Genomic DNA, 24,099 nt, shown 5'->3' on the forward strand with positions numbered 1-24,099 from the left:
CACCGCCGTTGGGCAAACTCGCCGGTCGGCGAGGGATTCCGTCGCGCTGGTAGCCGAGTTTGCGCGAAACGCCCTGCGAGGAATGGTTGCCCTGCCCTGGAAGACCCTGGTCGGTCAGGCGCGGGCGGCTGGTTCGGCGGGCTCCGGGCTACCGCCCGGTCCACCGTCGGTTGGCTCGGTCTGCGCCGCCTCGGCAGCGCGGGCGGGGGCTACCGCCCTCAGCTGGCGGACGTCCCGGCTGGCCAGCATGCCGAGGACGGCAAGCACCACCAACGTCGCCATGATGAGCAACGTCTGGCGGGTGCCGGTCGCCGCGGCGACCGGTCCGACCGCAATCTGGCCGAATGGAATGGCGACCCATGACCCCAACATGTCGTAGGAGTAGACGCGGGCAAGTCGATCGGTGGGGATGTGCTGCGCGATCGACGTTTCCCAGGCCACCGCGAACTGCTCGACGGCGATGCCGACCGCCACGGCGGCCGACAACAGCACGACGATGGTGGGTGCCAGGGCGAGCCCCAACAGCAGGATCGACTCAGCGAACATGCAGGCCACCCCGAGCAGCAGCAGCCGACGAACCCTGAGCCGCAGGGCGATCAACCCACCCACGACCATGCCGGCGGTTTCCGCCGCCAACACCAGGCCCCAGGCGCTACGGCCGATGGTCTCCTCCGCGACGGCCGGGCCGAGCACGTTCACGCCGCCCGCGAGTGCCGCATTGAGGATCATGAAGCCAAGCACCACCACCCAGACCCAGGTCCGCGCCGTGAATTCCGTCCAGCCCTCTCGCAGGTCGGCGACGATACTCGTGCGGGTGCTCTTCGCAGGCGAGGCAGCGACCCGGACTCCGGTGAACGCGACAGCCGCAACAGCGAAGGTGAGCGCGTCGACGGCAAGACCCCATCCCGGTCCGACGGCGGCCACCAGGAGGCCGCCGAGCGCAGCGCCTCCGATCATGGCCGCATTGATGCCGAGCCGGATGAGCGCGTTGGCCGGCAGGATCAGCTCCGGCGGCACGGTCTGCGGCGTCGCAGCGGCCGAGGCTGGCTGGGACAGGGCACTCACGATGCCGTTGGCCGCACCGAGGGCCAGCAGCAGCGGGATCGTCGCGGTGCCGGTGAGCACCAGCGCGGCCACCACCGCCTGGGTCAGCGCACCCAGCACATTAGAGCCGACCAACACCAGCCGGCGCGGAATCCGATCGGCCACCACCCCGCCGAAGAGCACGAACAGCACCGTCATCAGCGATCGCGCGCCGACCACCAGGCCCAGGTCGCGCACCGAGCCGGTCAGATCGAGTACGGCGAAGGCCAGCGCGATAGGGGCGACACCATTGCCCAGCATGTTGACCAGCCGACCAGCAGCCAGGTATCGGAACGCGCTATGTCGCAGCGGAGCCAGCATCGGTCCTCCGAACAGATCAGGGCAACGAATGACGTGGAGCGGTTCGACGAAACCAAGCCGATCGGTCTCCACGAGGACACCCTCGGTTCAGGTCTCGAGCCCGCAGGGGTCGAAGGCTGCGGTGGCTCACGCGCGGTTGATGCAAGGGGCAAGGGCACCCGTAATGATCGGCTTCTGGTGCGCGTTGATCGAGCCATTCTCTCAAGAGCAGAAACGGCGGTCGCTCATGGCGGCGTAGGTGCCATCCCTGCTGCCCTGCCGTTCGTCGGCACGATCGTTCAATGCGCCGGCACGCAAACCGTGCGGCCAGCCGAGGATGGTGCCCCGGTCTAATCCGTTCGTGGAGCCGCATGCCGGCTGTTAGCGTCGGTGGCATGTTCGCCACCGACCGGGTTCGACTGCGCCCGCCCACGCCCGACGACGCGGCAAACATGTTCCGTCTGCACGGTGATCCCGAGCTGCACCTGATCACCGACGGCGAGCCGTTCCTGCCGCGTCACGTCGGCCAGGTTCGGGCCCGGCTGGAGAAACAGGTCACCGAGCCGCCCGATGGCCGGACCGTGGTGTCGCTGCTGGCCGAAACCGTGGCCGACGGCACGTTCATCGGTGGCGGCACGCTGTGGGGGATCAACGCGTTCAATCGGTACGGCCACCTCGGCGTCTCGCTGCTTCCCGAGGCGCGCGGCCAGGGGTACGGGACCGAGGTGATCGGGCTGCTGTGCCGTTACGGTTTCCGCAACCGCAACCTACGCCGCCTGGAACTGGAGACGCTGGCCAGCAACACGGCCATGCGGCGGACGGCGGAGACGTGCGGCTTCACGCACGAAGGCACCCAGCGGGAGCGGGAGTACGACGGCAACGGCTTCGTGGACATGGTGATCTACGGTCTGCTACGGCGCGACTGGAAGCCATAGCCGAGCCGGCGCGCCTGCGTCCGGTCGCGGTTGGGCGGCTCACCCGTCCAGCCGCGGTACGCACTAGCCGGCGATGGCCTCACGCTGGATCTGCTCGAATTGGGCAGCCATCGCGGTGGCCAGGGTCTGTGCGGCGGACAGCGGACGAACCATGACCGTGAGCTCGTCGATCAGGCCGTTGTCGTCCAGGTGCAGGAAGTCGCAACCCTCGACGGCGACGTCACCCATCCGCGCCTCGAACACCAGCGCGTGATCGCGACCGCCGTCGCCGCTCAGCTCACGGACGTACCGGAAGTCCTCGAACACCCGCAGCACGCCGCGCAGGATCGCCGCGGTGACTGCCTTGCCCGGATAGGGCTTGAACGCCACCGGGCTGCGAAACACCACGTTGTCGGCCAGGGTCGCCGCGACGGCGTCGAGGTCGCGTGCTTCGACGGCCGTGCGAAAGTCGATCACTGCGCCAGCGTACGGGATTTTCCCCACCGCAGGACGCCGGTACTCGTCGAGCCGGCGCCGGTGACCCGGACGCGGCGGCACGGGGGCGCCGCGTCCGGGTCACGCGATCAGTACCGGTAGGCGCGGATGACGGTCTGCTTGACCGTGTTACCGCTGGTGTCCGACGCGGCGGCCCGCAGCGAGACGAAGCCCGTGCCGGTCGGGTTGTGCACCCAGGCGACGGCCTTCTCACCGGACCGCAGCACGGTCAGCTTCCGCCAGGTCTTGCCGTCGTCGAAGGACGCCTCGACGGTCAGGGTCCTGGTCCGCCCCGGGGCGGCGCCGACCTGCCGGTCGAGCGAGACCGGGATCGCGAACAGCCGGCCCGCCGGCGCCCGGTTGTCGATGTCGAGCGCCGGGGTGTACCGGATCGCCGTCATCGGCAGCTTCACCAGGTCGCCGTCGCCGACGTGCCCGGACGTGAAGGTCCACTCCGCGTCGACCACCGTCGACAGGGTGAACGCAGGGTCGCTGCGGAAGGTCGCGGCCAACCGGTAGTTACCCTTCTCCGCGGGCACGTCCCACGACCAGGGCGCCTGGACCGCGTCGCCGACCTTCACCCCGTTGCGGTAGAGGTCGACCTGCACACTGCCGCCGACGATCTGCCGGAAGCCCATGTGCCCGCTGCCGTCGCCGTGCAGCGGCCCCGGCCCGCCAATCGTGTCGCCCCAGTAGCGGGTGGCGAACTGCTGGCCGAAGCCCGGCTGCGGGAACACCGGCCCGGCCACCGCGTTGGCCCACTTCACCGAGTACGTGCGCCCAGGTCGGAAGCTGGCCCACGGCGACTGGTAGTAGGTGTACCCCCACTGGGCAGACGTCGACTGCCACACGGCCTGCTTGTCCTGGTTGTAGTACTCCGTGATGGTGTTCGGCACGTCGTACGTGAAGCTCGGCGGGGCAATACGCCCGTCGGTCGACCGGGTGATCGGCGAGTTGCCGGGCGCGTGCGCGAACGCGAGCCGCGACACCGGCACGCCGGCCACGTCCGCGCTGATCTGGGAGCGGACCGTGGCGAAGTCGCCCGCGCGCAGCTTGCGGGTCAGCCCGGTCATCATCTTCAGCGGTTCGTACAGGTAGACCCGGTAGACGTACGGGCTGTTGTGCAGGCTGCCGTCCTGGGCCTGCCGGCCCCACATGCCGTTGACGTAGGAGACGAAGCCGGGCGTCGTACCGGCCCCGATCTGGGCGGTCCGCACATGCTCGAACGGCACGTTCATCAGCACGCCGTACGGGTCGTTGCTGCCGTAGATCTGCGGCTCCTCGGTCCGGATCGTCCAGCCGGACTCCTGAAAGACCGCGCTGGCCTTGGGGTTCGGCACCGACACCGTGATCGGCTTCGCCAGGCGGGCGTCGATGGTGAGCGCCTGGTTCCTGCTCAGGTCGAGGCTCGGACGCACCAGCGACGTGATGTCCGGGGCGAACGGGTCACCGGTCACGAGGTAGGTCTGGACCAGGTAGCGGCCCGCGCGGATCCGGTACCTGGTGATCGTGGGGTCACCGAGCACCAGGATGGTCTGCCGATCCAGGTCGGTCAGCACGGTCACCCAGTCCTGCCCGGCCTTGGGCGCACCACCGTCCGGCCCGACGAGCGTGAGGGCCAGCTCGTGGCGGGCGACGTCGAGCGCTACCGGGGTCTGCACCTGCGCGCCGCCGCCGGTGGCGGTCACCTCGCCGCCGAAGTAGCGGTCGGGCAGGTCGGCGCCAGCCTGCACGGTGACGGTCACGGTCGCCGTGCCGCCGGCCGGGATCGTCACCGAGGAGGCGCTGAGGCGGAACAGGCCCGCCGGTGCCGGGACGCCGTCGACGTCCTTGGCGTCGAGAGAGACAGCCAGGGTACGCGCGGCGGGGCTGCTGTTCGCGTACGTGATCGTGCTCTTCTGCGCGGTGGTGGTCCTGTCGAAAGCGACGCTGACCGGGCTCGCCGTGACGGTCTGCTGGATGGCCCGGGCGACGTTGAGGAAGCCCGCGCCCTGCTCGTACACACCGATCGTGGCGCTGGGCTGTGCGGCCGCCATCAGCGTCGACTTGATCCGCTCCGGCGTCCACTCCGGGTGCTGCTGGGTCAGGATCGCCGCCGCGCCGGTCACGTGCGGAGTCGCCATCGACGTGCCGGAGAGGCTGGTGTACTGCGGGTTCTCGTCGTCCGGCCACAGGTCGGAGGTCGAGCTGCGGGCGGCGACGATGCCGACGCCCGGCGCGGTGATGTCCGGCTTGACGCCGGCGTCGTCCGTGCGCGGACCCCGGCTCGAGAACTCCGCCAGCTCGCCCGTCTTGCTCACGGCACCGACGGTCAGGGCCTCGTCCACGGTGCCGGGTGAGTTGATCGTCGACTCTCCGGCCAGGCCGGTGTTGCCCGCGGCGACGACGAAGAGCACGCCGTAGCGGTGGGTGAGGTCGGCCACGGCGGCCTCGATCGGGTCGGTCCCCGGGGTGTCCGGGCCGCCGAGGCTCATGTTGGCGACCTTCACGCCCTGCTGTGCCGCCCACGTCATGCCGGCGAGGATCGCCGATTCGGGGCAGCCGTCCGCGATGCAGACCTTCGCGCTGTAGAGGGATGCGCCGGGAGCCATGCCCTTGTAGCGGCCCTGCGAGGCGGCCGCGCTGCCGGCGATGGTGGAGGCGACGTGGGTGCCGTGACCGACCCGGTCGAGGTTGTCCGACTCGTCGGTGAAGTCCGCCGCGGCGGCCACGTGGCCAGCCAGGTCGGGGTGGGTCTGGTCGATGCCGGTGTCGATCACGCCGACCTTCACCCCCGTCCCCGTCCAGCCGGCCTGCCAGGCCTCCGGGGCGCCGGTCAGCGGAACGCTGACGTCGAGGGTGGGATGGCGTAGCCCGTCGAGCCAGATCTTGTCGAAGCCGGGCCGCAACTGGCGTTCGGTGCCACCCGCGGTGGCGGTGACGGTGTTCCAGAAGGACACCGCGTCCTTGCGGTCCTCCGCGACAGCGCTCGCCCCGGAGAGCTCCCGGGTGGTCCGGGCGCCGGCGAGGCCCGCGGGCGTGACGTTGCTGTGCTGGACGATGAGCGGGAGGGTGGCCCGCGAGTCGTCGTAGTTGAAGCTGACCAGCAGCGAGATGTCGAACAGCCGCTCGTCGAGCTTGCCCCGGTTGAGCAGGCTGACGGCGTCGGCGGGGATGACCCGTACGTCCTTGCCGGCGCTGTGGGTGATGAACGGGATCCTCTCCCGTCCCTTACCCGGCACGACGTCGACAGCCGTCTGACCGTCGACGGTGCTCACGTGGACGGTGTCACCGGTGAGCAGGGTTACCGCCCGGGCCTTGGACGCGACCGGGGATGTGGTCGCCGGCTTGGCGGCCCGAGGCTGTGCCGACGCCGGCACACCGCCCGGAGCCACCGCCGAGACGCCCAGCACCAACAGTGCCAGCGCCGAGATCTTGCGAACTACGCGCATCGTTCTCCCTGAATGAACGCGAAGGGGTATCCGAGTGCACCGAAGGCGACCCGGGGTCATATCTTCTCCGGATCGATCTGGATCACTCGTTCCAGGTGCTCACCATGGTCGTCCGGTCCCGGCGGATGGAGCCGCAACGCCACCAGCCGCACACATGACGTCACCCGTCACGCTCCGGCCCTCGCTACGTCCACGCCTTGATCCCGCGCCGTAGCGTGACAGGATGGCAGCACCCCGCATGGCACCGCCGTCGGAGATGAGCTGCCGGCTCACGTTCCTGTTCGCGGTGGCGGCGGGAGTGGCCATCGGCAACCTGTACTGGGCGCAGCCGCTGCTCAGCTTCATCGCGGGCGATCTACACGCCGCGACCGCGACGGCCGGCTGGCTCATCACCTCCACGCAGGTGGGCTATGCCGTCGGCGTGCTGCTGCTCGTGCCGCTCGGTGACGTCCTCGACCGCCGCCGGCTCGTTCCGGTGATGCTGCTGGCCTCGGCCGGCGCACTGCTGCTGTGCGCGCTCGCGCCGTCGATCGGCGTACTCTGCCTCGCACTCGGTGTGCTCGGCATGACGACGATTTCCGGGCAGGTCCTCACGCCGCTCGCCGGGGACCTTGCCGGAGACGCCCACCGCGGTCGGATCGTCGGCACCGTCGGGTCCGGGACCCTCACCGGCATCCTGGCCTCACGCACGATCAGCGGGTTCGTCGCCGACGCCGCCGGGTGGCGCACGATCTTCGCCCTCGCCGCGCTCGTCGCCGTCCTGCTCGCGGTTCTGCTCTACCGCGCGATTCCACCCCTGGCACCCCGAACACGCATGCCGTACGCGCAGCTCATCGCCTCGGTCGGCGGGGTGGTCATGCGCGAGCGGGCGGCCCGGTGGACGCTGGTCCTGGCCGCCACAGGGTTCGCCGCGTTCTCGCTGTTCTGGACGGCGCTGACGTTCCTGCTCAGCGGCCCACCGTTCCGCTACCCGGTAGCGGTGATTGGCATGTTCGGGTTGGCTGGCCTCGCCGGTGTCCTTTCCGGCCTGCACGGCGGTCGTCTACACGATCGCGGTTGGTCGCTTCCGGCCACCGGCGCCGCCTGGCTACTGGCCCTCGGCGCCTTCGTCGTCGCGGCGTTCGCCGACCGGTCCGTCGTCCTCATCATCATCGCGATCATCACGATTGATGTCGCCCTCCAGACGCAGGCCCTCCTCAACCGGGCGCGGCTGTTCGCCCTCTCCCGAGAGGCCCGCAGCCGGCTCAACACGGCACTAGCCGCCGGCAACTTCGTCGGCGCTGCCATCGGCTCCGCCGCCGCGACCACACTCTGGTCCGCGGGCGGCTGGAGAGCGGTCACGATCACGGGATCGGCGCTCTGCTGCTTCGCGCTCAGCGTGTGGACACTGGGACGTCGTGGTCCACTCGTGATCCGCTCCGCCGTGATGGACGGCGCTGCAACGGATCGCGGTGAAGGCGTCCCCAACCGCGCGACTCTCGCACGTGGTGCTCGTCGTGCTCCAGATTCGAACCCGCCGTGACGCCCTCGTGCACAGTCCGCGTGCCCGCCGGGATCATGCCAGCCAGCCTGCATCCACCGCTGCCCGCCAAACACCACCTCGGGCGGTGGGAACAGCCCACCTCCCTGCCGCCGCGACCGGCATGGTGGCCCTGACGTACGCGGTCGGTGTGCTGGCGCTCGTGGCGGACATCGGGCGGCATTCCACCAACGGATCAGCCGCTTCGCCGGTTACCCCACTGGCGCGGGCTCTGGACCGAGCCGCGGCCGCCGAGGTGCTGACCTTTTCCGTGCGGTTGAGGCGAGGCGACCTTGCCCTTCGCGCGTCGGGCAGCCCGATTTGCGTGCACGGCAGGCTGGTCGGTCTCGGTCTCGGCCTCGGCCTCGGTTGAGGTGTCGGCATCCGCCAAGTGGTCGTCGTGGACGGGCTCTGGCTCCGGCATCGGTATCTCCCTGGGTTCGTGGGGCGCCCTGTGGGCCATCGATAGCCGACGGGCGCGGACTATTCGACGCCGGTGTCGGCGCCTTGACGGTATCGCAACGCCCAGTCCGCCCGATCGACGGTTACGGTGACCACTGCGCCGACCTACACCTCATCTGCTCCCACCGCAACGGCCAAACCATCAGAAAGGTCGTGACCGGCCTGATACGGCTCGCCCGATCGGGAGCACCACGGCTGATCTTCGGAGCCGCCGAAAAGGTATTCGGGCCGAAGAGCCTGCGCAGGGCGTCGGCTCACGCTGGAGGGCGGTCGCCCGTACCCGCGCTTGCGTCGTGTCGGCCGCGCGCCGCTCGATCGAGCGGTCAGCCGGCTGCATCAAGCCACCGTCGCCAGCTCGTACGGGTGGTGGCTTGCTCGGGGTGCGTGGCCACGTAGAGGACGAACTGCGCTCGGAGCCGGACCAGGGGATCATCGGCGGACGTCATCATCTCCACCCCGTGGAGGAGCAACGGGTCGTCGAGATGACGGACCAGGCAGGCGTACAACCAGTCCTTGCACCGATACGGTCGCCCGAGTGCCGCAAGAATCAGCTCAGCGACCTGAGGCTGGACGACCCGCGGGAGACCGCCCCGATCGAGCCGGCGAAGAAGTCCCTCCTTGGTTCCCCATCGGGACCACATCCACGACTCCGGCGCTCCCCACTCGTCGGGATATTCAGCCTCCCACCGCAGATAGAGGGCGGCGAACGGCGCCCAGAGCGCGCGGGCCGCACGATCGCCGTCGGTAGCCTCCCGGAAGGCATGGAGAGGTCCGTAGATTGTCTGCTGCTCATGCCACCGGAAGTCGGCGCGCGCCTGGTCTACCGCCGCGGCGAGCCGGGTCTGGCTGGACCTTGACCGGTAGTGCGCGGCCCACAGGCCATTCGACCGGTGCAATGCGTCGCTCGCCGCGGCGATCAGTGCCTGATGACGGGCAAGCGCATGGTGGCGGGTGACCGGATCGATCGCCACCAGGTCGAACAGCCAGGAGTAGTCGCCGCGTGGCTCCGCAAACACGAAGGCAGCTTGCCATCCCGACCCAAGCGGGCACGATCAGCATTACGGGGATCGCCTCGCGCGGCCCGCGGCGGGGTTGCAGGGAACGCGGTAGATCCGGTTGGCTGCTGAGCCGCGCGAAATCAGCACGGCAGAGCAGTGGGCTTGACCCGTTTCGACGGACGGGGTCCGCGCAACGGCAGCGATCCAGTCTGATCTTCCTACCTCTGGGGCTGGGTAACCGCATCGGGATCTGTCTACTTCACCGAGCCGCTACAAGGCGCCCCGCTGAGGCAAGGGATTCGACTTCTCGTCGTCGTACGGGGTCTCGGCTACGGATGACGGTCACCGCAACACTGGAAATACGAGGTGCGTGACCCGGTTGCCCTGGACGCAGACGGTGGGGTTGTCGAGCAGGGCGTTCTGTGCGGGAAGGTTACCGAAGAAGGGACGGTTGCCCTCGCCCATCACGACCGGGACGAGATCGACGGCTACCTCGTCGAGCAGCCCCAGTTCGAGGCATTGTCGGGCAATGGTGCCACCGGTGACCGCGACGACGCGGTCGCCAGCGAGCGTCTGTGCATGAGCGACCGCGGCCGCGACACCGTCTGTTACGAAGGTGAACGGTGCCTCGGGGTGTGCTGCTACCCAATCTGTGGGGACGCGGTGCGTCACGACGACGACGGGGACGTCTAGCGTGTGACGACCCTGCCAGCCCTTCGCCACCTCGAACAACGTCCGGCCGCATACCAGTGCGCCGAGTGGGGACACCCACCGCCGCCAGTATTCCGAGCTCGGCGGCGTCAGGTGGACGTCGAAGTCGCCGGCGGGAGTCGGGATCTCGATCTCGCCGTTCTGTAGCCAGTCGAACAACCGGCCGATCGTGTTGTCGCGCTTGGCGACGTACCCGTCGAGCGACATGATCGCTTGCGCCACCACCTTGCCCATGGTGCCTCCTTGCTCAGGTGTGCTGCGGCCGGTAGACGTGCACGACGATGCCGTCGGGGAACGGCAGGGCCTCGATCAGGTTCATGTGCCGTGAGTCCGGCAACTGGCCGAAAAGGGCCAGTCCTCGACCCAGGACCAGCGGCTGGACCAAGAGGCGGTACTCGTCGATCAAGTCGGACGCAGCCAGAGCGCCGGCGAACCGTCCGCCGCCCCAGACGATGACGTCCGGGCCAGGCTCGGCCTTGATTGCGGCGATCTCGGTCGCGAGGTCGCCGCGCGCGACCGTGGTGACCGGCCAGGTCGCCTCGGCGTCGCTCAGCGTCCTGGCGAAGACGACTTTTGGGATGTCGTTCATCGGTGCCGCGTACGGGTCGTTCGACTGCGGCCAGTACGACGACATCTGCTGATAGGTCACGCGGCCCATGAGGTGTGCACCGGCCCTGCTGATGCGGTCGAGTTTCCACTGCTTGAGTTCGGCGCCCTCCGGAATCGCAACGCCAGGGTTTCCACGGTCGCTGTCGACGAACCCGTCCAGTGACATCGACATGTACAGAATGACGTCTCTCATGACCTATCTCTCCCTTGTCTTGATCCCGGCGGGTTGACGGTCGAACAATTTTCCGAATCCTTGGACGGCCATCGATACTCCGGCGTTCTTGAGGACGGACCACAACAGGACCTGATTCGCCTCCAGAACCAGGCGTCCGGTCCGGCGCTCCAGGTCGTGGACGGCGCGAGCCGCTTGGAAACCGTTCCCGCCAATGAAGAGTGCTTCGGCGCGGTCGCAGAGGTGCTGTGCGACCCACTCGACCACCATGGCCGGCTTGATGTGACTCGGATCGTCGGGAAGGTCCGCCAACCGGGCATCGACGACCTCGAAGCCCTGGCTGTGGAAGTATTCGGCGCCGAGCTCGTTGAGCAAGAGCCCAAACCACGGCGGGTGGACGAGACTTATGCGCTTGACGTGTCGGGACCGCAGCGCCGACACCACGGACAGGGACGCGGAGCACACCGGCATGTTCCACCGCTCGTGGAGCCGCTTCACGAGCGCCAACTCCTCGTCATGGCCCAAGACGTACCCCGAGGTCGTCGACGCGAAGGCGAGCACATCTACGGCGGGCAGCAGCGCCACCGCCTCGTCGAGAAGCGCCGGCCGCGCCTGTCTGCGTAAGTCCTCCGCCGAGGTCGACCCGGCAGTGCCAGAAGTGCCGGATGCAGCGTTCCGGATCCTTGAGACCTCGACACGGACCCGCCCCGGCGCCATGTTCGGCATCTCGACGTCCGGACCGGGCGTCGCGTGAGGCGTGAGCACACCCACTGTGAGCGTCTCGCTGAAATCCATGGCTCAACCTTCGCCGTGGGGACGGGCAGCATCAACAGCGATCTGCTACGCGGAACGTGTAGCATCGATTCACGATGCCAGATGTGGACCTGCGAGATCTGCGCCTGTTCCTCGTTCTCTGCGAGGAACTGCACTTCGGTCGCACGGCCGAACGTCTTGGTCTCACCACCTCGCGCGTCAGCCAGACCGTGCGTGCACTTGAGCGGAAGCTCGGCGATCAACGGTTGTTTCGCCGCACGAGTCGTATGGTCGAACTAAGCGAGGCCGGGCGGGCGCTGCGCGCCGAGCTCGTCCCCGCAGTCGCCGGCCTTGACCGAGTGCTGCGGACAGCCGCGTTTCGAAGCCGCGGGCCAGGCGTGGTTCGCGTGGGGCTGCTGAACGCAGCCTCCGGGGTGGACCTCCTGAGCCGGGCCTTCAAGCGCTTCGAGGCGACGTACCCCGGCGCCACGGTGCAGCTGAGTACGACACCGTTCGACGACCGTCTCGGTCCCCTACGCCGTCGCGAGGTCGACCTCGCCGTGACGCGTCTGCCGCTCGACCAGCCGGACATCATCGTCGGCCCAGTGCTGAGCGCCGCTGACCAACGCGTGGTGATGCTCGGCCGGACCCATCCCTTTGCTGACCGTGCCGATTTGTCCATCGAGGACCTGGCGGACCACACCGTCCGGCGACCCTACGGGCTTACCCCGGAGCAGGCCGAAGCGACCTGCCCGGCCAGGACACCGTCCGGGCGGCAGATCCAGTTCGTCGACGCGCCAGTTGACGACAATGCCGCACTCCTCTACCTCCTCGCCCGGGGCCGCCTCGTACACCCGACGGTGGCGCCGTTCGCGGAGCACTTCCAGCACCCCGATGTACTCGTCATCCCGCTACGCGACCTGCCACCCTCCATATGTGCGCTAGCCGGACTGAAGGATGTCATAGACCCAGATCGCGACGCTCTGCTCGACATCGTCGAGGAACTCTCCACAAGCTGACTGCTCGCCGCGAATTCAACCGGACGGCTTCGATCCATTCCGTGACGGTCCCTGGTCATGTGGACGCGCGTTGCGGCGCAGCTCCCGACTCACCGTCGACCGGTGCCCTGCCCAACTGCTCAGCGATCGCCCTGATGGTCAGGGCCCTGCCTGCGCAGGGTCGCGATCCGCTGCCGCTCCACCACTGAGCTATGCCTTGACCCTGACCTGGTGGCTCTCGCAGGCAGAGATCATGCGGGGAATAGCTCGACCCAACTCGGCACGGGCAAGGTCAGCTCCAGGGCCGGTGTTGCGAGCGTCTTGCACCCGCTGCACCATTCCGGCCGCGAACACGCCAGCGGACTTCAGGTCATCGTGAGCCGAGCGTTCGAACAGGGCACCCACCCGCTGAACTTCGTCGGCGGGCACAACGTCCCCCTGCCCGGCCCGAACGAACACCCCAGCCGACCGGCACCCCGTCAGTCCCGGATCCTCATCCCCACGGTTAGCGAACTGCCAATAAGCGGCTCCGCCGCCTAGCAGGGCCAGCAGCACGACGGATGCCGCTGCCACCCCCACCCATCGGCGCGGGGGCTTCGAGCCTGTGGAGGAACCAGTCTCGGTTTGGGAGTCGATCACGCCAAATCTCGATTCTCGTCAACGAAGGGGCCGGTAAGTTACCACCAGCTGAGCGACCAGAGCCGGAGCACGCCCACGATCGCCGCGCCTTCTCAGCGGCCGACAAGTGCGGGTGATCGTGCGAAGCACTCTCTGCCGGTGGCACTATGCCTCAATGAACGAGAACGCCGGTTGGCGCTCTACCGAGCCCGCGTCGACGCCTACCCCGACGTAGATGCGCGATACGGGGAACGCTGGCGCAGCTGGTGCCGGCTTCTACTGTCCCTCGGTGGTTCCCTGGTAGTCCCGCCACGCGGCCCCGAGGTGGACCTTGAGGCCCTCCTCGCGCACGGATCCCGCATGCGCCTGCAGGTGCATCAAACGCCGGGAGAGCCTGGCGAGTGCCATCGCAACGTCGCGGCCCTCTGGATCGACGGGACATTCGAGTCGATCGGCACGGGTTACGCGCTCTCCAATGACCAACTCTGGCGCCAACACTCGTGGGGCCTGACTTCCGGCGGTGGGTTGGTGGAGACGACAGACCAGAGGAGCGCCTACGTGGGCGTCACACTGCCGTCCAGGGCAGCGAGTATGCGGGGCATGGGATCCTGGTCGGTCGTCGAGCTCGCGGTTCCAGATCCGTTGCCAGCGGTCGTCCGCCGGGGCGGCATCCCAACACGCGGCGGGGCCGTCCGGATGGACGCCACAGTTCAGGCATGCGCGGCCGGGGCGGCGCCGTTCGTCGCCGCATGCGAGGCAGTGTGTGTCGGAGCTGATTCCGGCGGCGTAGCTTCGAGGACCGCCCGCACGACCGTGGCTAGAGGTGCCGTCGGGTGGTGCTCAGGGTCAGGGCAGTAGGCGATCTGGCACCAGCCCACGAGTTCCAGGGCGGTGGCGTCCGTGGCGTTCTCCTGCCAGTCGATTTCTCTCGACGCCGCTGGGCGGCGTACTCCTGTGCACTCGGCAGGACCACCTCGCGAGCCCGCTGCAGTTCGTCGGCGGCGCGGACGAGTGCGCCGCGGTCATCGGTCGGCCTGCGTGGGATACCTGCGGGAACAATCAGGTGGTGCCAGGTGGCGCGGAATCCGTAAGGAGCGCAGCGCAGCGTGCACTCCCGCAACGCGCAGAGCCGACGCTGTGGCGAAAGGGTGCGTCCTGAACTCGGCGCACCTGCGCAGGGAAACTCGTCACCGAGCCAATGGTGGCCCTGTCCGGCACGCCGCACCAGCACGTCTCGGTGCCCGGACGAGCCACGACGCAGGACGAGGCACCACCGATCGACTGATGCGGCACGACACCATCTCCGCGGCAGATGCCGACGATGGGCGGGCCGGGCCCGTCAGGCGAGAAAGTGCTGCAGCGCAGCGGTCAGGTCGTCGGGGTTCTCCTCCGCGACGTGGTGTCCGGACTCGATCGGGCGGCCACGGAGATCGTCGGCCCACGCCCTCCAGATGGTGAGCGGATCACCGTACAGGTTCTCCATGTCGTCCCTGCTCGACCACAGGAAGAGCGTTGGGCAGCCTACGGTACGACCGGCGCGCTGGTCGGCTTCCTCGTGCTCCCGGTCGACTCCGAGACCGGCGCGATAATCCTCCAGCATTGCCCGGACGGTGGCGGGGTCGTGGATGGCCTTCCGGAACTCCTCGTAGTTTTCGGCTCCCATGCTGTCAGGTCGCGCCTTGCTGGCGTACCAGGCGTCGGGATCGGCGGTGATCACCCGCTCTGGCGTGTCAGGCTGGGCGAAGAAGAACCAGTGATACCAGTCGCGGGCGAACGTGGCGTCGCAGCGAGCGAGGGCCTCACTGATGGGAACACCATCGATAACGACCAGGCGGCTGACCGCGTGGGGATGGTCCAGCGCCAGGCGCAGCGCGACGTAGGAGCCGCGGTCGTGCCCGACGGTGGAGAATGTCGGGTGGCCGAGGGCGTTCATCAGCCGGACCAGGTCCGCTGCCACGGCCCGCTTGGACTGCTGGGAGTGGTCGGAGAGGATGCGCGCCTTCCCAGACTGCCCGTAGCCGCGCATGTCAGGACAAACGACGGTGAACCCGCGATCCACCAGCTGCGGTGCGACTCGATGCCACGTCGACCCGGTACGTGGATGGCCGTGGATGAGAAGAATCGGTGGGCCCTGCCCGGCGTGCCGGACTCGAAGTTCCACCTCTCCGACGTCGATCCGCTCGTCCGTGAAATCAGGGAACACGAGAGACAAGTGTCCAGACGACCCATCGGGCAAACGTCCGCTCATCTGCAGTTCCACACATACAGGCTACGTGAAGAGCCCACGCCATTGCTCGGCAACGATCTGGCAGCACGCACGGTCGACGACAGAATCGGAAACGGCAGAAGGCCTCGACACCCACGGTCGAACACGTGCCGACGAGGGCGAACTGCTCTCTTCGTGCATGGACGGCCGCCGCGGGGCACCGATTGCCAATTGGTCAGTCGTCGCTATCGTCAGGCTCGCCCGACGGGCCGTAACTCCCCACCTCTCGCCCACTTTGTGATCGGTGTGATCTGCGGTACGAGCAGCGAGGCTAACCGGCCACCCGGATCGCCGCCATAGCCGCCGTGGGCGCGATGATCAGATCGTCCACCGTGACCGTCCGCCCGATGCCTCTCAATGTCTCTGGTCGTCCACAATGTAAAACAGACTCGTTTTGCGTTGCCTACCGGCCGGGTCCAATCGCGCTCACCCACGACATCACTCGGCGGTTGATACACCATGTCAAGAAAAAGGAGACCGCGGCCTTCTCCCGCGGTGGCAGAGGCGCGCCAGCCGGTGGAGGCGTCGAAGACAGCCTGGGACCGATTCATCAATAAGCATGCCTTCCTCTATGCCGCAGCGTTGACCGCGCTCGTCACCGCCGTGGTGACCACGCTGATCACGAACGTCCCAAAGACTGTGGAGTCCGTCTTCGGCGGGGACGAGCCCAAGATCAGCGTCGAGGACGACAGTATGTCGCTCACCGACCTCTCAATGGTGTACGCGGACGAGATCGACCGTCCCACCGGTGGGATGAGCACCGATCTGCCCCGCGGCGGCGTGAAGGCCAGCGGTGCCGCCCTGATCGCCCCACAAAACGCCGGCCATGCCGACGTGCCCGGGATGGTGCCCCGCCACCACAGCTTGCCGTCGGTCCAGTCCGGCAACTGCGGACCGGGGTCCGGCTGAAACGCCGACACCAACACGTCGACGATGCGACTGAACGCGTACAGCCCCTCCGGGGCCGTGTAGTGGTTGCCCTCGCGCGGTACGCGCACCCGGCGGCTGTCCGGACGGCCCAGCTCGTGCAACTCCGCCACAAGCTGAGGACGCCTATCAAGCCACGGCTGCAACACCTCGCCACCCCAACCCGCAACCGGACCATCCCGCAGCTCTACGAACAAGTCCTGGAACTCCCACAGCGTCGACGGCACGCCGCGCACGGTAAGCCACCCGCACCGCGGCGACAACCGGCTTCTGACCGGACGCGGCCGGCATCGCATGGTCGTTGCGCGTACGACTGCGCCGCCACAGCCCCTCTTGAGTTCGTGACGCTGAGTAGCGAGCGGTTTGCGGCAGATGTGCACGTTGGGGATGACCGCGTGAAGTTGCAGGTCGATGACATCCTCGCCCAGTGGAGATTGTCGCCGAGTTGCTCGACTCGTACGCCCCGGACGCCCGCCAGTACCTGAGTCGGCACGACGCCCGACCGCCGGTGACGCCCGTATGAGCTTGGTGTCGGCGTTCGTACCGATCTGGATCCTTACCGTGGTCGGCTACGCGGCCTGTCGGTGGGGCCTGCTGGGCGAGGCGGTGGCATCGGTGCTCGGCCGATTCGTGTTCCATCTTGCGATGCCGTCGGCCCTGTTCCTAGCCCTGTCCCGAATGCCGCTCTCCGGATTCGCCGGGCGCTCGCTGCTCGCCTTTGGGGTGAGCACGGCCGCGGTCGTCGGGTTCGGGTGGGTCGGCGCGAGCCGGCTGTTCGGTCGCAAGCCCGGCGAACGGCCGATCTCGGGCATGGCCGCCGGGTACGTGAATTCGGCGAACCTCGGCATCCCGATCGCCACGCAGGTCCTCGGCAAGGTGTCGTTCCTGGCGGAGGTGGTGCTGCTGCAGGTGCTGGTGGTGACACCCGTGATCCTGATCGCCCTGGACCGGCACAGTGACCCGGTCGGGCGGGTACGGGTCCGCCGTATCGCCTCCCTGCCGGTACGCAACCCGGTGATCCTGGCGTCGCTGCTCGGTGTCGCGTGCTCGGCTGCCGGCCTGCATTTGCCGTCGGCGGCCGGCGCGTCGCTCACCCTGCTGGCGGGCGCCGCGGTTCCGGCCGCCCTGGTCGCGCTCGGCGCGTCGCTGCACAGCACGGCGCCGTCGCGGGCAGAGCCAGCCGAGCTGGCCGAGTTGGCCGTGATCACCGTGCTGAAGCTCGTCGCACAGCCGGTGATCGCGTACGCGGCCGGGCTGGCCTTGCACCTATCCGCGCCGCAGTTGCTCGCCGTGGTGGTGTGCGCAGGCCTGCCGACAGCGCAGAACACGTTCATCTTCGCCCAGGAGTACGGCGTCGGCGAGGCGGTGGCCAACCGGGCGGTGGTGGTGACCACGACGCTGTCGCTGGCCACCCTGGCCACGGCGGCGACGCTGCTCGGGTAGGTCCGTCAACTGACTCGTCCAGTAATCAGCGACAGAACCGAGCGCCGCGGCCAAGGCCCGTATACGAGTGTCCGTCTATCCGTCGGGCCTACGATGATCCGGTGGCGACGGACAAGTGGGCACAGTGGCTCTTGACCCGCCGGGACGGCAACAGCGCGGACTTGCGCGCCCGCAACGCCCGAGATCTGGCGGCGTTCCGCGACGGCGTCCTTGAGGGAGCTGGCCTGAAGGCCGACGACGTGGTCCTCGACGTGGGCTGCGGGACGGGACTGATCGGTTTCGGCGCGCTGGATCGACTCGGCCCGGACGGTCATGTCATTTTCAGCGATGTCTCACCGGATGTGCTCGACGAGTGCCGGCGCACCGCCAATGGCGACGCACGGTGCAGCTTTGTGGAAGCGTCGGCCGATGATCTCACCGGAATCGCTGACGCCTCTGTCGACGTCGTGACCACTCGGTCGGTGCTCATCTACTCCGATCGCAAAGCCGCCGCCTTCGCGGAGTTCTTCCGGGTCCTGCGGCCAGGCGGGCGGATTTCCCTGTTCGAGCCCATCAACGGTTTCGCGCTGCGGCTTCGGCCCGATGATCTGTTCGGCGTGGGCACCGCGCCCGTGCACGACTTGATCGCCAAGGTGAGCGACGTCTACCGGGGCACCACCGAGGAAACCACGCGACCGATGATGGACTTCGACGAGCGTGACCTCGTCGACTGGGTGGTGACCGCCGGCTTCGGGGCGGTGGAACTGGACTACCGCGCCCAGATCGACGCGCCCGCCGACCCCATCGGGGACTGGGAGACACTCAAGCGCACGGCGCCCAACCCCTTGGTCCCCACGTACGGCGAAGCGATCGCCGCCGCCCTGACCGACGACGAACGCGGGCGTCTCGACACGTACATGACCGCCCTGGCCGCGGCCGGCACGCCAACGCGGCGCACGATGGCCACGGCGTTCCTTCGCGCACGGCGTCCGCGCGGGAACCGCTGAGGACGTACCGCGCATTCAAGACCTGGCTCACCGTACGGACCGGCAACGCCTGGGTACACGCGTGGGCATACCAAGCCTTCGCGCCACACACGATGCACGACGCCGGGTCGATAGTTCGGATCTTCCGGCTCTGACATGTGCGGCTCTGCCGCCGGCGGGTCGCAGTACCGTAGATCGGTCATCGCCACCCGCTCACCCATCCTGCTGGCCGCTCACGGACCCGGATCCTTGAGATCGAACCCGACGGCACCAACCCACGGCGTTGGCCACACAACAGCGACCACCCGCGCGGTGATCGCTGGCGTGCTCACGCCGTCATCGGTGTGCCGAAGGGCGCGGCCGGCGTGGAGCGTTGCCCGCCGCGCCGAGCTGGGCTGCGGCGAGCGCACCGAAGCGGCCCTGCCGGCCGGTGAACCGATCCGCGGCCGGTGAACGCGGTGAACCGCCCCGGCTGCGATCCCGATACCAAGCAAGGCCGCTGCCGCCGAGGGCTCAGTCCTCGTCGTTTTTCTTCTTGTCGTCCTTCTTCTTGTCGCGATTCGTGGCCAGGTCGAGCGCGAGAACGCTGCCGATGATGAGCAGCGGGTCGACGCCAGCACTGACTTGCACGGCGTAGGTGTCCCGGATCGTCAGCCACCGCTTGGAGACCACGGCCACCTCGGTCCCGTCGCGTTCGATCACGTACTCGTGGTCGAGCAGATCACCCTTCATCTCCAGGTCGTCGGGCCCCGGAACGTCGATCGTGAACTTGTCGCGGAACGGCGTGAGCAGGTTCTTGCGGACTTCCGCGGCCTTCTCGCCGCCGATCCGGATCTCGTACGTGGGACGCAGCGCCACCAGGTGCCGGTGCAGCGTGGCGACCTCACCGCCGGAGGCGTCCTCGATGACGACCTTGTTGCGGACGCTGAGCACCTTGCCGTCGACGTGGAAGACCTTGGTGCCGTGCTCGTCGAGCACGTCGAAGTCGTCGCCGATCGAGAAGAACCGCTCCTTGATGACAAACATCATTCGATTCTCCCCCAACGTTGCGGGCAGTGCAGGCCGGGCGACTCGGTCGACCAGCCGTAGTCGCAGCGGTCGTCCATCCATCCAACAGCGGCAACCCCGCGCCAAGGGACTCGGCGGCGCGGCTCACACGCGAAGTGCCCGTCACCGCAACTCGCTGTCCGGCTCTCCGCCCTCACCGCCGGCCCGTTGCAGCCGGTTCAGCCGCCGTCGTGCGTGCACGTCGTTCTGGCCAAGGGCCGCAAGTTCATCGTGCCGTCCGGCCTGGGCAAGCAGGTCCAGGTGCCACAGGTGGGCGTTATGCCGTACAGGACCGGAGCTGTAACACTCTGCTACAGCGCTGACCATCGCGATGGCTTGGACCCAGTCGCTACGCTCCTCGGCCATACGCACGGCTTCGTACCAGTGGAGCATGAAAGCCATGGTAGGCCTTAGCGCAATTGCCACTGTCGGCTTGGGAATCGGGTTGAGTCACGTCCGGTGGGCGCAGTGCCTGCTGTTGGTGGAGGGCTGGACGACCACGCTACGGTTCGCGGAATGAGCATCCTGCCCGGCGCGACGAAGAAATCGTTCGCGGGTCGCGATCTTCGGCATCGCACGCTTGATCGGTACTTGTTCAAGTTGTGTGACTTCCGTGGCCTCGACCTCCGGGGGGACTCCCTCCGCGGTGTCAGCTTCGCTGGCTGCGATCTGCGGGATGCCGACCTGCGTGACACGGATCTGTCCTACGCGCGGTTCAGCTACGTCGTGACGCACGACCCGGAGTACGGACGCACGGACACCGAGGCCCGGTGGAACGGGGCCGACCTTCGAGGCGTCATCGCCGAGCGCGTCATTGGGTGGCCGCGCGGCCTCCCAGTCTCCGGGGATACGCCCGGTTGACGTGTCGGCACCCCCAACTCAGCTGGATCACGTCCACCTGACTCGTGGATCCGACAACACCCTTGCCCTCGGCGTCCACAGGAGATGTAGGACGACGCCGAGTCCGCTGAGCCCCTGGATGAAGCGACCTAACGCAACCGAACACGGCATCGGCACGCGCGGATCGGGGCAGCCGTGGGTGGCCACCCGTTCCGGGTGCCGCCCGCCACCCGAGCGATTGAGCAGGTCACAGGCGGGGTAAGGGCCCTCCTCGCAGAAGATCAATCGGCGGCCGGTCCCGGTCCGCACGGCGAGAGGGGCATCACCGGTGCGGAGGTGGGGGCGCGACGCCGTCGCGCGGTTGCGGGACGACGGGATGACCGTGGTCGAGTTGACCGCCGCCGCGGTGGTCGCCTGGATCGTGGCGGCGGTGGTTATCGGTCACCCAGACCCGTTCTTCGCCCCGACCGCCGCGCTCGTCGTGCTCGGCGAGTCCCGCGGGCGACGGCTGCGGCAGACCGTCGAGATCCTGCTCGCCGTGGCCGCCGCCGTACTCGTCGCGGAACTGCTGGTGTACGCGCTGGGCCCGGGCACCGGCACGGTCCTGCTGGTGTTGTTGCTGACCACCACGACGCTCGTGGTGATCGGGGCCCGCCGTGCCCTGGTCGTGCAGGCCACCGTCTCGGCCATGTACCTGGTCGTCGTCGCCGCGCCGAGCGGAACGCTGATGCCGTTCCGCTTCGTCGACGCGCTCATCGGCGGCGCGGTGGCGCTGGCCGCCAGCCAGCTGACGGCCGCCCGCGACCCGCTGGCACCGCTGGTGGCGCAGGCCCGGTGCAGCTACACCGACCTGGCCGACCTGCTCGACCAGGTGAACGCGGCGCTGGAGGGCTGCGACGAGGATGCCGCCCGCGCCGCGCTGGACCAGGCCCGGCAGGTAGACGACTGCGTCGCCCAGATGCAGGCCGCAGTGCTCGCCACCGGTGAGACGCTGCGGTTGGGACTGCGCCGCCGGCAACTGGGCAAGCTCGTCGACGTGGAGGCGACGCTGCGGCAACTCGACTACGCCGCCCGCAACATCCGGGTCCTGGCCCGGGCCAGCGTGACCCTGACCCGCCGGCACACCGAAACACCGCCGGAGCTGGCCGCCGCGATCGGCGCGCTGACCGCCGCCGTACGGTCGGCCGGGGAGGCTCTGGCCCTCGACCTCAGTGGCGCCGACGCCGATCGGCACGCGCACCGGGCCGACGCGGCAGCCCTGGAGGCGGTCCGGATCGCCGCGGGCCTGCTGCGGACCGATCCGCCGCTGCCGGTCACCATGATCGTCGGGCAGATCCGGGCGACCGCGATCGACCTGCTGCGCGGCGTCGGCCACGACGACGTGACGGTGCTGGACCGGGTGGACGAGGCGCTCGGCCTGAGTCGGGCGTGACGTCCGGCGGATACAGTTGAGCGCCGTTCGGATCTCGCCCCGGGCCGCCAACCGCCGACCGATCGTGGGCTGCCGGCCAGTGTTTGGTTGGCGCCAGCGCTGGCTCCCGCAGCCACATCGGTCGATCGGCCAGCACGCTCACGATCGCCGCGCCTTGTCAGCGGCATAAGAGTGTGTCGACGGCTCCACACTCTCGCGGCCGCGTGTGATCAGTGTGCAACGACGACGGTGCGTAACGACGCCATCAGCAGGTCTCGGATGCTCGGTCGAAAGCCTAACCAGATCACACTCGGTAGTACTGCACGACGCAGAACTCGTTGTCCTCCGGGTCCGTCATGACGAGGACTGCGCCCTCTTGGTAGTCATGCCGTTCACCTGTCCACCGCCCGCCCAACATCCCGATCCGATCGACCGCTTCGTCAACGTCGGTAACGGCAATGTCGAGGTGTAGTCGCGTCTTGCCGGCCTTGGGCTCCGGAACCGGCTGGAACGTCAGCACCGGGCCGCCCTCCGCGACAGTGACGCGCCGCCAGCCGGGAAGGGACTCCGTCACGCGTCCTCCAAGCACCACGGACCAGAAGTCAGCCAGTCGCTGCGGATCCCGGCAGTCGACCGTGACTCCGGCAAGTCGGCCCAGTGTCTCCACGACACCGACCATAGCGACGATGTGCGGCCCGCTCCCACTGCACTCATCTCGGCACGTCCGGATGCCCCATCCCGTGCCGGCCGGCTACGTTCCGTGACTCTCGGTCCGCGGCATGGGCGGACGTTCGATGAGCGAGCAGGGCCTGTCGCTGTGATATCGATGATGATCATCATGTCGGTGCGTGCTGCCAGAATCTCGGCCATGAGTTCAGTTCTGGGCACGGTAGTAGTCACGGGTGCGGCAGGTCGGATTGGATCGACAGTGCGCCAACACCTGCGTGACGAGGTTCGCCAACTCGTGCTAGTCGACAGGGTTCCGGTGCATCCGCAGGCTCCGACAGAGCGGGCGTTGCGACTGGATTTGGCAGACCTCGACGCCGTGGTCGGCGCCCTGGAGGGGGCGGACGCCGTGGTGCACCTGGCCGGGCTCCCGGACGAGGCGCCCCTGGCTGGCCTACTGGATAGCAACGTGCTGGGCACGTACAACTTGTTGGAGGCAGCCCGCCGACAGGCGGTGGGACGAGTTGTCCTGGCCAGCAGCAACCGTGTCACTGGCTTCTACCCGGTCGGGCAGGTTGTCGCACCGGACGCACCGGTTCGGCCCGACGGCTTCTACGGGGTGAGCAAGGTCGCCGTCGAAGCACTCGGGCGCCTGTACGCCGACAAGTTCGGGCTATCGGTGGTGTGCCTGCGGATCGGCAGTTTCGAGGAGGAGCCGGCCGAGGCCCGATATCTGGCGACCTGGTTGAGCCCGCGCGACGGCGTCGGCTTCATCCGTGCGGCCATCACCGCGTCGGACGTGCACTTCGTGACGGCCTACGCCGTGTCCGCCAACACACGCGCGTTCTGGGATACCGCCGCCGGGGCGCAGCTCGGCTATCTGCCCGTAGACGACGCGGAGGATTATGCCGCTGGGGTGCCCGGTTCGGATACCCCGATCGAGACCGCGGCCTTTCAAGGCGGTGCCTACACCAGCGCTGAATATTCCCTGCGATACGTCGTAGCGCCCCCTGCCCCATCCTGAGGACGAGTTCTGCCCAACCGCGCTGACATCCGCTCATCGGCATGTGCGGACGCCGCCCGACCGCCTCCGCAGGGCGCCAGCGCCGACGCCTTCGGACCCGCCGAAGAGGTCTCCCAGCAAGAAGCCTTGGTCAGAAGGCTGCTGGTGGGATTTGAGTCTCGGCTTCCGGGATCCATACCGACAGCAGCACGGACGGCCCAGAGCGGTACGTCGATGGGGCCGACTCTCTTCAACAGGCGCCTGAGGACTGCACGACGACAGCCGGCACCGGCAAGGTGGGGAGCAGCGAAGGTTGACCGCTCCCCACCTGCTCCCCTAAACCGGGCTCACACTGGGCCGCCGACCAATTGTGAGCTGCCGGCCCAGCACCTTGATTGGCACCAGCGCTGTCTCCCGCGGCCGCATCGGCGGGTGAGCTGACCCGCGTCCGTGCCGTTGCTCTCAACC

At 68.4% G+C, this 24,099-nt stretch carries 22 protein-coding genes; 10 read left to right on the forward strand and 12 right to left on the reverse strand.

Features of this window, described 5'->3' with window-relative positions; all coding sequences use genetic code 11:
* Positions 1–114: 114 nt before the first annotated feature.
* Entirely contained in the window at positions 115–1,404 is a 1,290-nt protein-coding gene (locus ACLJN9_RS16210) for an MFS transporter (RefSeq protein ID WP_410812177.1), read from the reverse strand.
* Between the two features lie 33 nt (positions 1,405–1,437).
* On the opposite strand from ACLJN9_RS16210, the gene ACLJN9_RS16215 reads away from it, so the two are divergent.
* Positions 1,438–1,737 (forward strand): hypothetical protein, encoded by a 300-nt coding sequence (locus ACLJN9_RS16215; protein ID WP_410812178.1) that lies wholly within the window; start codon positions 1,438–1,440, stop codon positions 1,735–1,737.
* Between the two features lie 41 nt (positions 1,738–1,778).
* On the forward strand, positions 1,779–2,318 hold the full coding sequence (locus tag ACLJN9_RS16220) for a GNAT family N-acetyltransferase (RefSeq protein ID WP_410812179.1): 540 nt from the start codon (positions 1,779–1,781) through the stop codon (positions 2,316–2,318).
* Between the two features lie 63 nt (positions 2,319–2,381).
* On the opposite strand, the gene ACLJN9_RS16225 is transcribed toward ACLJN9_RS16220, so the two are convergent.
* Both ACLJN9_RS16225 and ACLJN9_RS16230 read right to left on the reverse strand, forming a co-directional pair.
* The gene (locus tag ACLJN9_RS16225) at positions 2,382–2,774 is read right to left on the reverse strand and encodes a nuclear transport factor 2 family protein (protein ID WP_410812180.1); all 393 of its coding nucleotides are present in this window, start codon (positions 2,772–2,774) and stop codon (positions 2,382–2,384) included.
* A 107-nt stretch (positions 2,775–2,881) separates the two neighbouring features.
* Complete coding sequence (locus ACLJN9_RS16230) at positions 2,882–6,223, reverse strand: S8 family peptidase (RefSeq protein ID WP_410812181.1); 3,342 nt, start codon at positions 6,221–6,223, stop codon at positions 2,882–2,884.
* Positions 6,224–6,446: 223 nt separating this feature from the next.
* Between ACLJN9_RS16230 and ACLJN9_RS16235 the strand changes: the two genes are divergently transcribed.
* Positions 6,447–7,745, forward strand: coding sequence for an MFS transporter (locus tag ACLJN9_RS16235; protein WP_410812182.1), 1,299 nt, complete (start codon positions 6,447–6,449; stop codon positions 7,743–7,745).
* A 193-nt stretch (positions 7,746–7,938) separates the two neighbouring features.
* On the opposite strand, the gene ACLJN9_RS16240 is transcribed toward ACLJN9_RS16235, so the two are convergent.
* The 5 genes from ACLJN9_RS16240 to ACLJN9_RS16260 all read right to left on the reverse strand — a co-directional run bounded on the left by ACLJN9_RS16240 (position 7,939) and on the right by ACLJN9_RS16260 (position 11,489).
* The gene (locus ACLJN9_RS16240; protein ID WP_410812183.1) at positions 7,939–8,166 is read right to left on the reverse strand and encodes a hypothetical protein; all 228 of its coding nucleotides are present in this window, start codon (positions 8,164–8,166) and stop codon (positions 7,939–7,941) included.
* A gap of 361 nt (positions 8,167–8,527) precedes the next feature.
* A complete protein-coding gene (locus ACLJN9_RS16245; protein ID WP_410812184.1) occupies positions 8,528–9,220 on the reverse strand; it encodes a hypothetical protein in 693 nt (230 codons plus the stop codon).
* A gap of 324 nt (positions 9,221–9,544) precedes the next feature.
* The gene (locus ACLJN9_RS16250; protein ID WP_410812185.1) at positions 9,545–10,147 is read right to left on the reverse strand and encodes a dihydrofolate reductase family protein; all 603 of its coding nucleotides are present in this window, start codon (positions 10,145–10,147) and stop codon (positions 9,545–9,547) included.
* A gap of 13 nt (positions 10,148–10,160) precedes the next feature.
* Complete coding sequence (locus ACLJN9_RS16255) at positions 10,161–10,715, reverse strand: dihydrofolate reductase family protein (RefSeq protein ID WP_410812186.1); 555 nt, start codon at positions 10,713–10,715, stop codon at positions 10,161–10,163.
* A 3-nt stretch (positions 10,716–10,718) separates the two neighbouring features.
* On the reverse strand, positions 10,719–11,489 hold the full coding sequence (locus tag ACLJN9_RS16260; RefSeq protein ID WP_410812187.1) for a hypothetical protein: 771 nt from the start codon (positions 11,487–11,489) through the stop codon (positions 10,719–10,721).
* A 74-nt stretch (positions 11,490–11,563) separates the two neighbouring features.
* Here ACLJN9_RS16260 and ACLJN9_RS16265 point away from each other — a divergent pair, with 74 nt between their 5' ends.
* The gene (locus ACLJN9_RS16265) at positions 11,564–12,466 is read left to right on the forward strand and encodes a LysR family transcriptional regulator (protein WP_410812188.1); all 903 of its coding nucleotides are present in this window, start codon (positions 11,564–11,566) and stop codon (positions 12,464–12,466) included.
* A 1,936-nt stretch (positions 12,467–14,402) separates the two neighbouring features.
* On the opposite strand, the gene ACLJN9_RS16270 is transcribed toward ACLJN9_RS16265, so the two are convergent.
* Positions 14,403–15,323: an alpha/beta fold hydrolase gene (locus ACLJN9_RS16270; protein WP_410812189.1), complete on the reverse strand. Its 921-nt coding sequence runs from the start codon at positions 15,321–15,323 to the stop codon at positions 14,403–14,405.
* Positions 15,324–15,824: 501 nt separating this feature from the next.
* On the opposite strand from ACLJN9_RS16270, the gene ACLJN9_RS16275 reads away from it, so the two are divergent.
* From ACLJN9_RS16275 to ACLJN9_RS16285, 3 genes are all read left to right on the forward strand, one after another.
* Positions 15,825–16,238, forward strand: coding sequence for a hypothetical protein (locus ACLJN9_RS16275; protein ID WP_410812190.1), 414 nt, complete (start codon positions 15,825–15,827; stop codon positions 16,236–16,238).
* 537 nt (positions 16,239–16,775) lie between these two features.
* The gene (locus ACLJN9_RS16280; RefSeq protein ID WP_410812191.1) at positions 16,776–17,699 is read left to right on the forward strand and encodes an AEC family transporter; all 924 of its coding nucleotides are present in this window, start codon (positions 16,776–16,778) and stop codon (positions 17,697–17,699) included.
* A gap of 101 nt (positions 17,700–17,800) precedes the next feature.
* The gene (locus ACLJN9_RS16285; RefSeq protein ID WP_410812192.1) at positions 17,801–18,685 is read left to right on the forward strand and encodes a class I SAM-dependent methyltransferase; all 885 of its coding nucleotides are present in this window, start codon (positions 17,801–17,803) and stop codon (positions 18,683–18,685) included.
* Positions 18,686–19,177: 492 nt separating this feature from the next.
* Here ACLJN9_RS16285 and ACLJN9_RS16290 read toward each other — a convergent pair whose 3' ends face one another.
* Complete coding sequence (locus tag ACLJN9_RS16290; protein WP_410812193.1) at positions 19,178–19,693, reverse strand: LURP-one-related/scramblase family protein; 516 nt, start codon at positions 19,691–19,693, stop codon at positions 19,178–19,180.
* A gap of 141 nt (positions 19,694–19,834) precedes the next feature.
* Entirely contained in the window at positions 19,835–20,104 is a 270-nt protein-coding gene (locus ACLJN9_RS16295; protein ID WP_410812194.1) for a hypothetical protein, read from the reverse strand.
* A 123-nt stretch (positions 20,105–20,227) separates the two neighbouring features.
* Here ACLJN9_RS16295 and ACLJN9_RS16300 point away from each other — a divergent pair, with 123 nt between their 5' ends.
* Both ACLJN9_RS16300 and ACLJN9_RS16305 read left to right on the forward strand, forming a co-directional pair.
* A complete protein-coding gene (locus ACLJN9_RS16300) occupies positions 20,228–20,572 on the forward strand; it encodes a pentapeptide repeat-containing protein (RefSeq protein ID WP_410812195.1) in 345 nt (114 codons plus the stop codon).
* 307 nt (positions 20,573–20,879) lie between these two features.
* Positions 20,880–21,983 (forward strand): FUSC family protein, encoded by a 1,104-nt coding sequence (locus ACLJN9_RS16305; protein WP_410812196.1) that lies wholly within the window; start codon positions 20,880–20,882, stop codon positions 21,981–21,983.
* A gap of 283 nt (positions 21,984–22,266) precedes the next feature.
* On the opposite strand, the gene ACLJN9_RS16310 is transcribed toward ACLJN9_RS16305, so the two are convergent.
* Complete coding sequence (locus ACLJN9_RS16310; protein WP_410812197.1) at positions 22,267–22,629, reverse strand: VOC family protein; 363 nt, start codon at positions 22,627–22,629, stop codon at positions 22,267–22,269.
* A gap of 201 nt (positions 22,630–22,830) precedes the next feature.
* On the opposite strand from ACLJN9_RS16310, the gene ACLJN9_RS16315 reads away from it, so the two are divergent.
* Entirely contained in the window at positions 22,831–23,652 is an 822-nt protein-coding gene (locus ACLJN9_RS16315; protein ID WP_410812198.1) for an NAD-dependent epimerase/dehydratase family protein, read from the forward strand.
* Positions 23,653–24,099: the final 447 nt, after the last annotated feature.

This window comes from Micromonospora sp. 067-2 (assembly GCF_046549295.1).
In the GTDB taxonomy this organism is placed as follows: domain Bacteria; phylum Actinomycetota; class Actinomycetes; order Mycobacteriales; family Micromonosporaceae; genus Micromonospora.

Bases quoted from the DNA above. Each gene is read 5' to 3' on its own strand.
- ACLJN9_RS16210 (WP_410812177.1), bottom strand. From the start codon at position 1,404: ATGCTGGCTCCGCTGCGACATAGCGCGTTCCGATACCTGGCTGCTGGT.
- ACLJN9_RS16220 (WP_410812179.1), top strand. From the start codon at position 1,779: ATGTTCGCCACCGACCGGGTTCGACTGCGCCCGCCCACGCCCGACGAC.
- ACLJN9_RS16230 (WP_410812181.1), bottom strand. From the start codon at position 6,223: ATGCGCGTAGTTCGCAAGATCTCGGCGCTGGCACTGTTGGTGCTGGGC.
- ACLJN9_RS16235 (WP_410812182.1), top strand. From the start codon at position 6,447: ATGGCAGCACCCCGCATGGCACCGCCGTCGGAGATGAGCTGCCGGCTC.
- ACLJN9_RS16240 (WP_410812183.1), bottom strand. From the start codon at position 8,166: ATGCCGGAGCCAGAGCCCGTCCACGACGACCACTTGGCGGATGCCGAC.
- ACLJN9_RS16250 (WP_410812185.1), bottom strand. From the start codon at position 10,147: ATGGGCAAGGTGGTGGCGCAAGCGATCATGTCGCTCGACGGGTACGTC.
- ACLJN9_RS16255 (WP_410812186.1), bottom strand. From the start codon at position 10,715: ATGAGAGACGTCATTCTGTACATGTCGATGTCACTGGACGGGTTCGTC.
- ACLJN9_RS16260 (WP_410812187.1), bottom strand. From the start codon at position 11,489: ATGGATTTCAGCGAGACGCTCACAGTGGGTGTGCTCACGCCTCACGCG.
- ACLJN9_RS16265 (WP_410812188.1), top strand. From the start codon at position 11,564: ATGCCAGATGTGGACCTGCGAGATCTGCGCCTGTTCCTCGTTCTCTGC.
- ACLJN9_RS16280 (WP_410812191.1), top strand. From the start codon at position 16,776: ATGAGCTTGGTGTCGGCGTTCGTACCGATCTGGATCCTTACCGTGGTC.
- ACLJN9_RS16290 (WP_410812193.1), bottom strand. From the start codon at position 19,693: ATGATGTTTGTCATCAAGGAGCGGTTCTTCTCGATCGGCGACGACTTC.
- ACLJN9_RS16295 (WP_410812194.1), bottom strand. From the start codon at position 20,104: ATGCTCCACTGGTACGAAGCCGTGCGTATGGCCGAGGAGCGTAGCGAC.
- ACLJN9_RS16300 (WP_410812195.1), top strand. From the start codon at position 20,228: ATGAGCATCCTGCCCGGCGCGACGAAGAAATCGTTCGCGGGTCGCGAT.
- ACLJN9_RS16315 (WP_410812198.1), top strand. From the start codon at position 22,831: ATGAGTTCAGTTCTGGGCACGGTAGTAGTCACGGGTGCGGCAGGTCGG.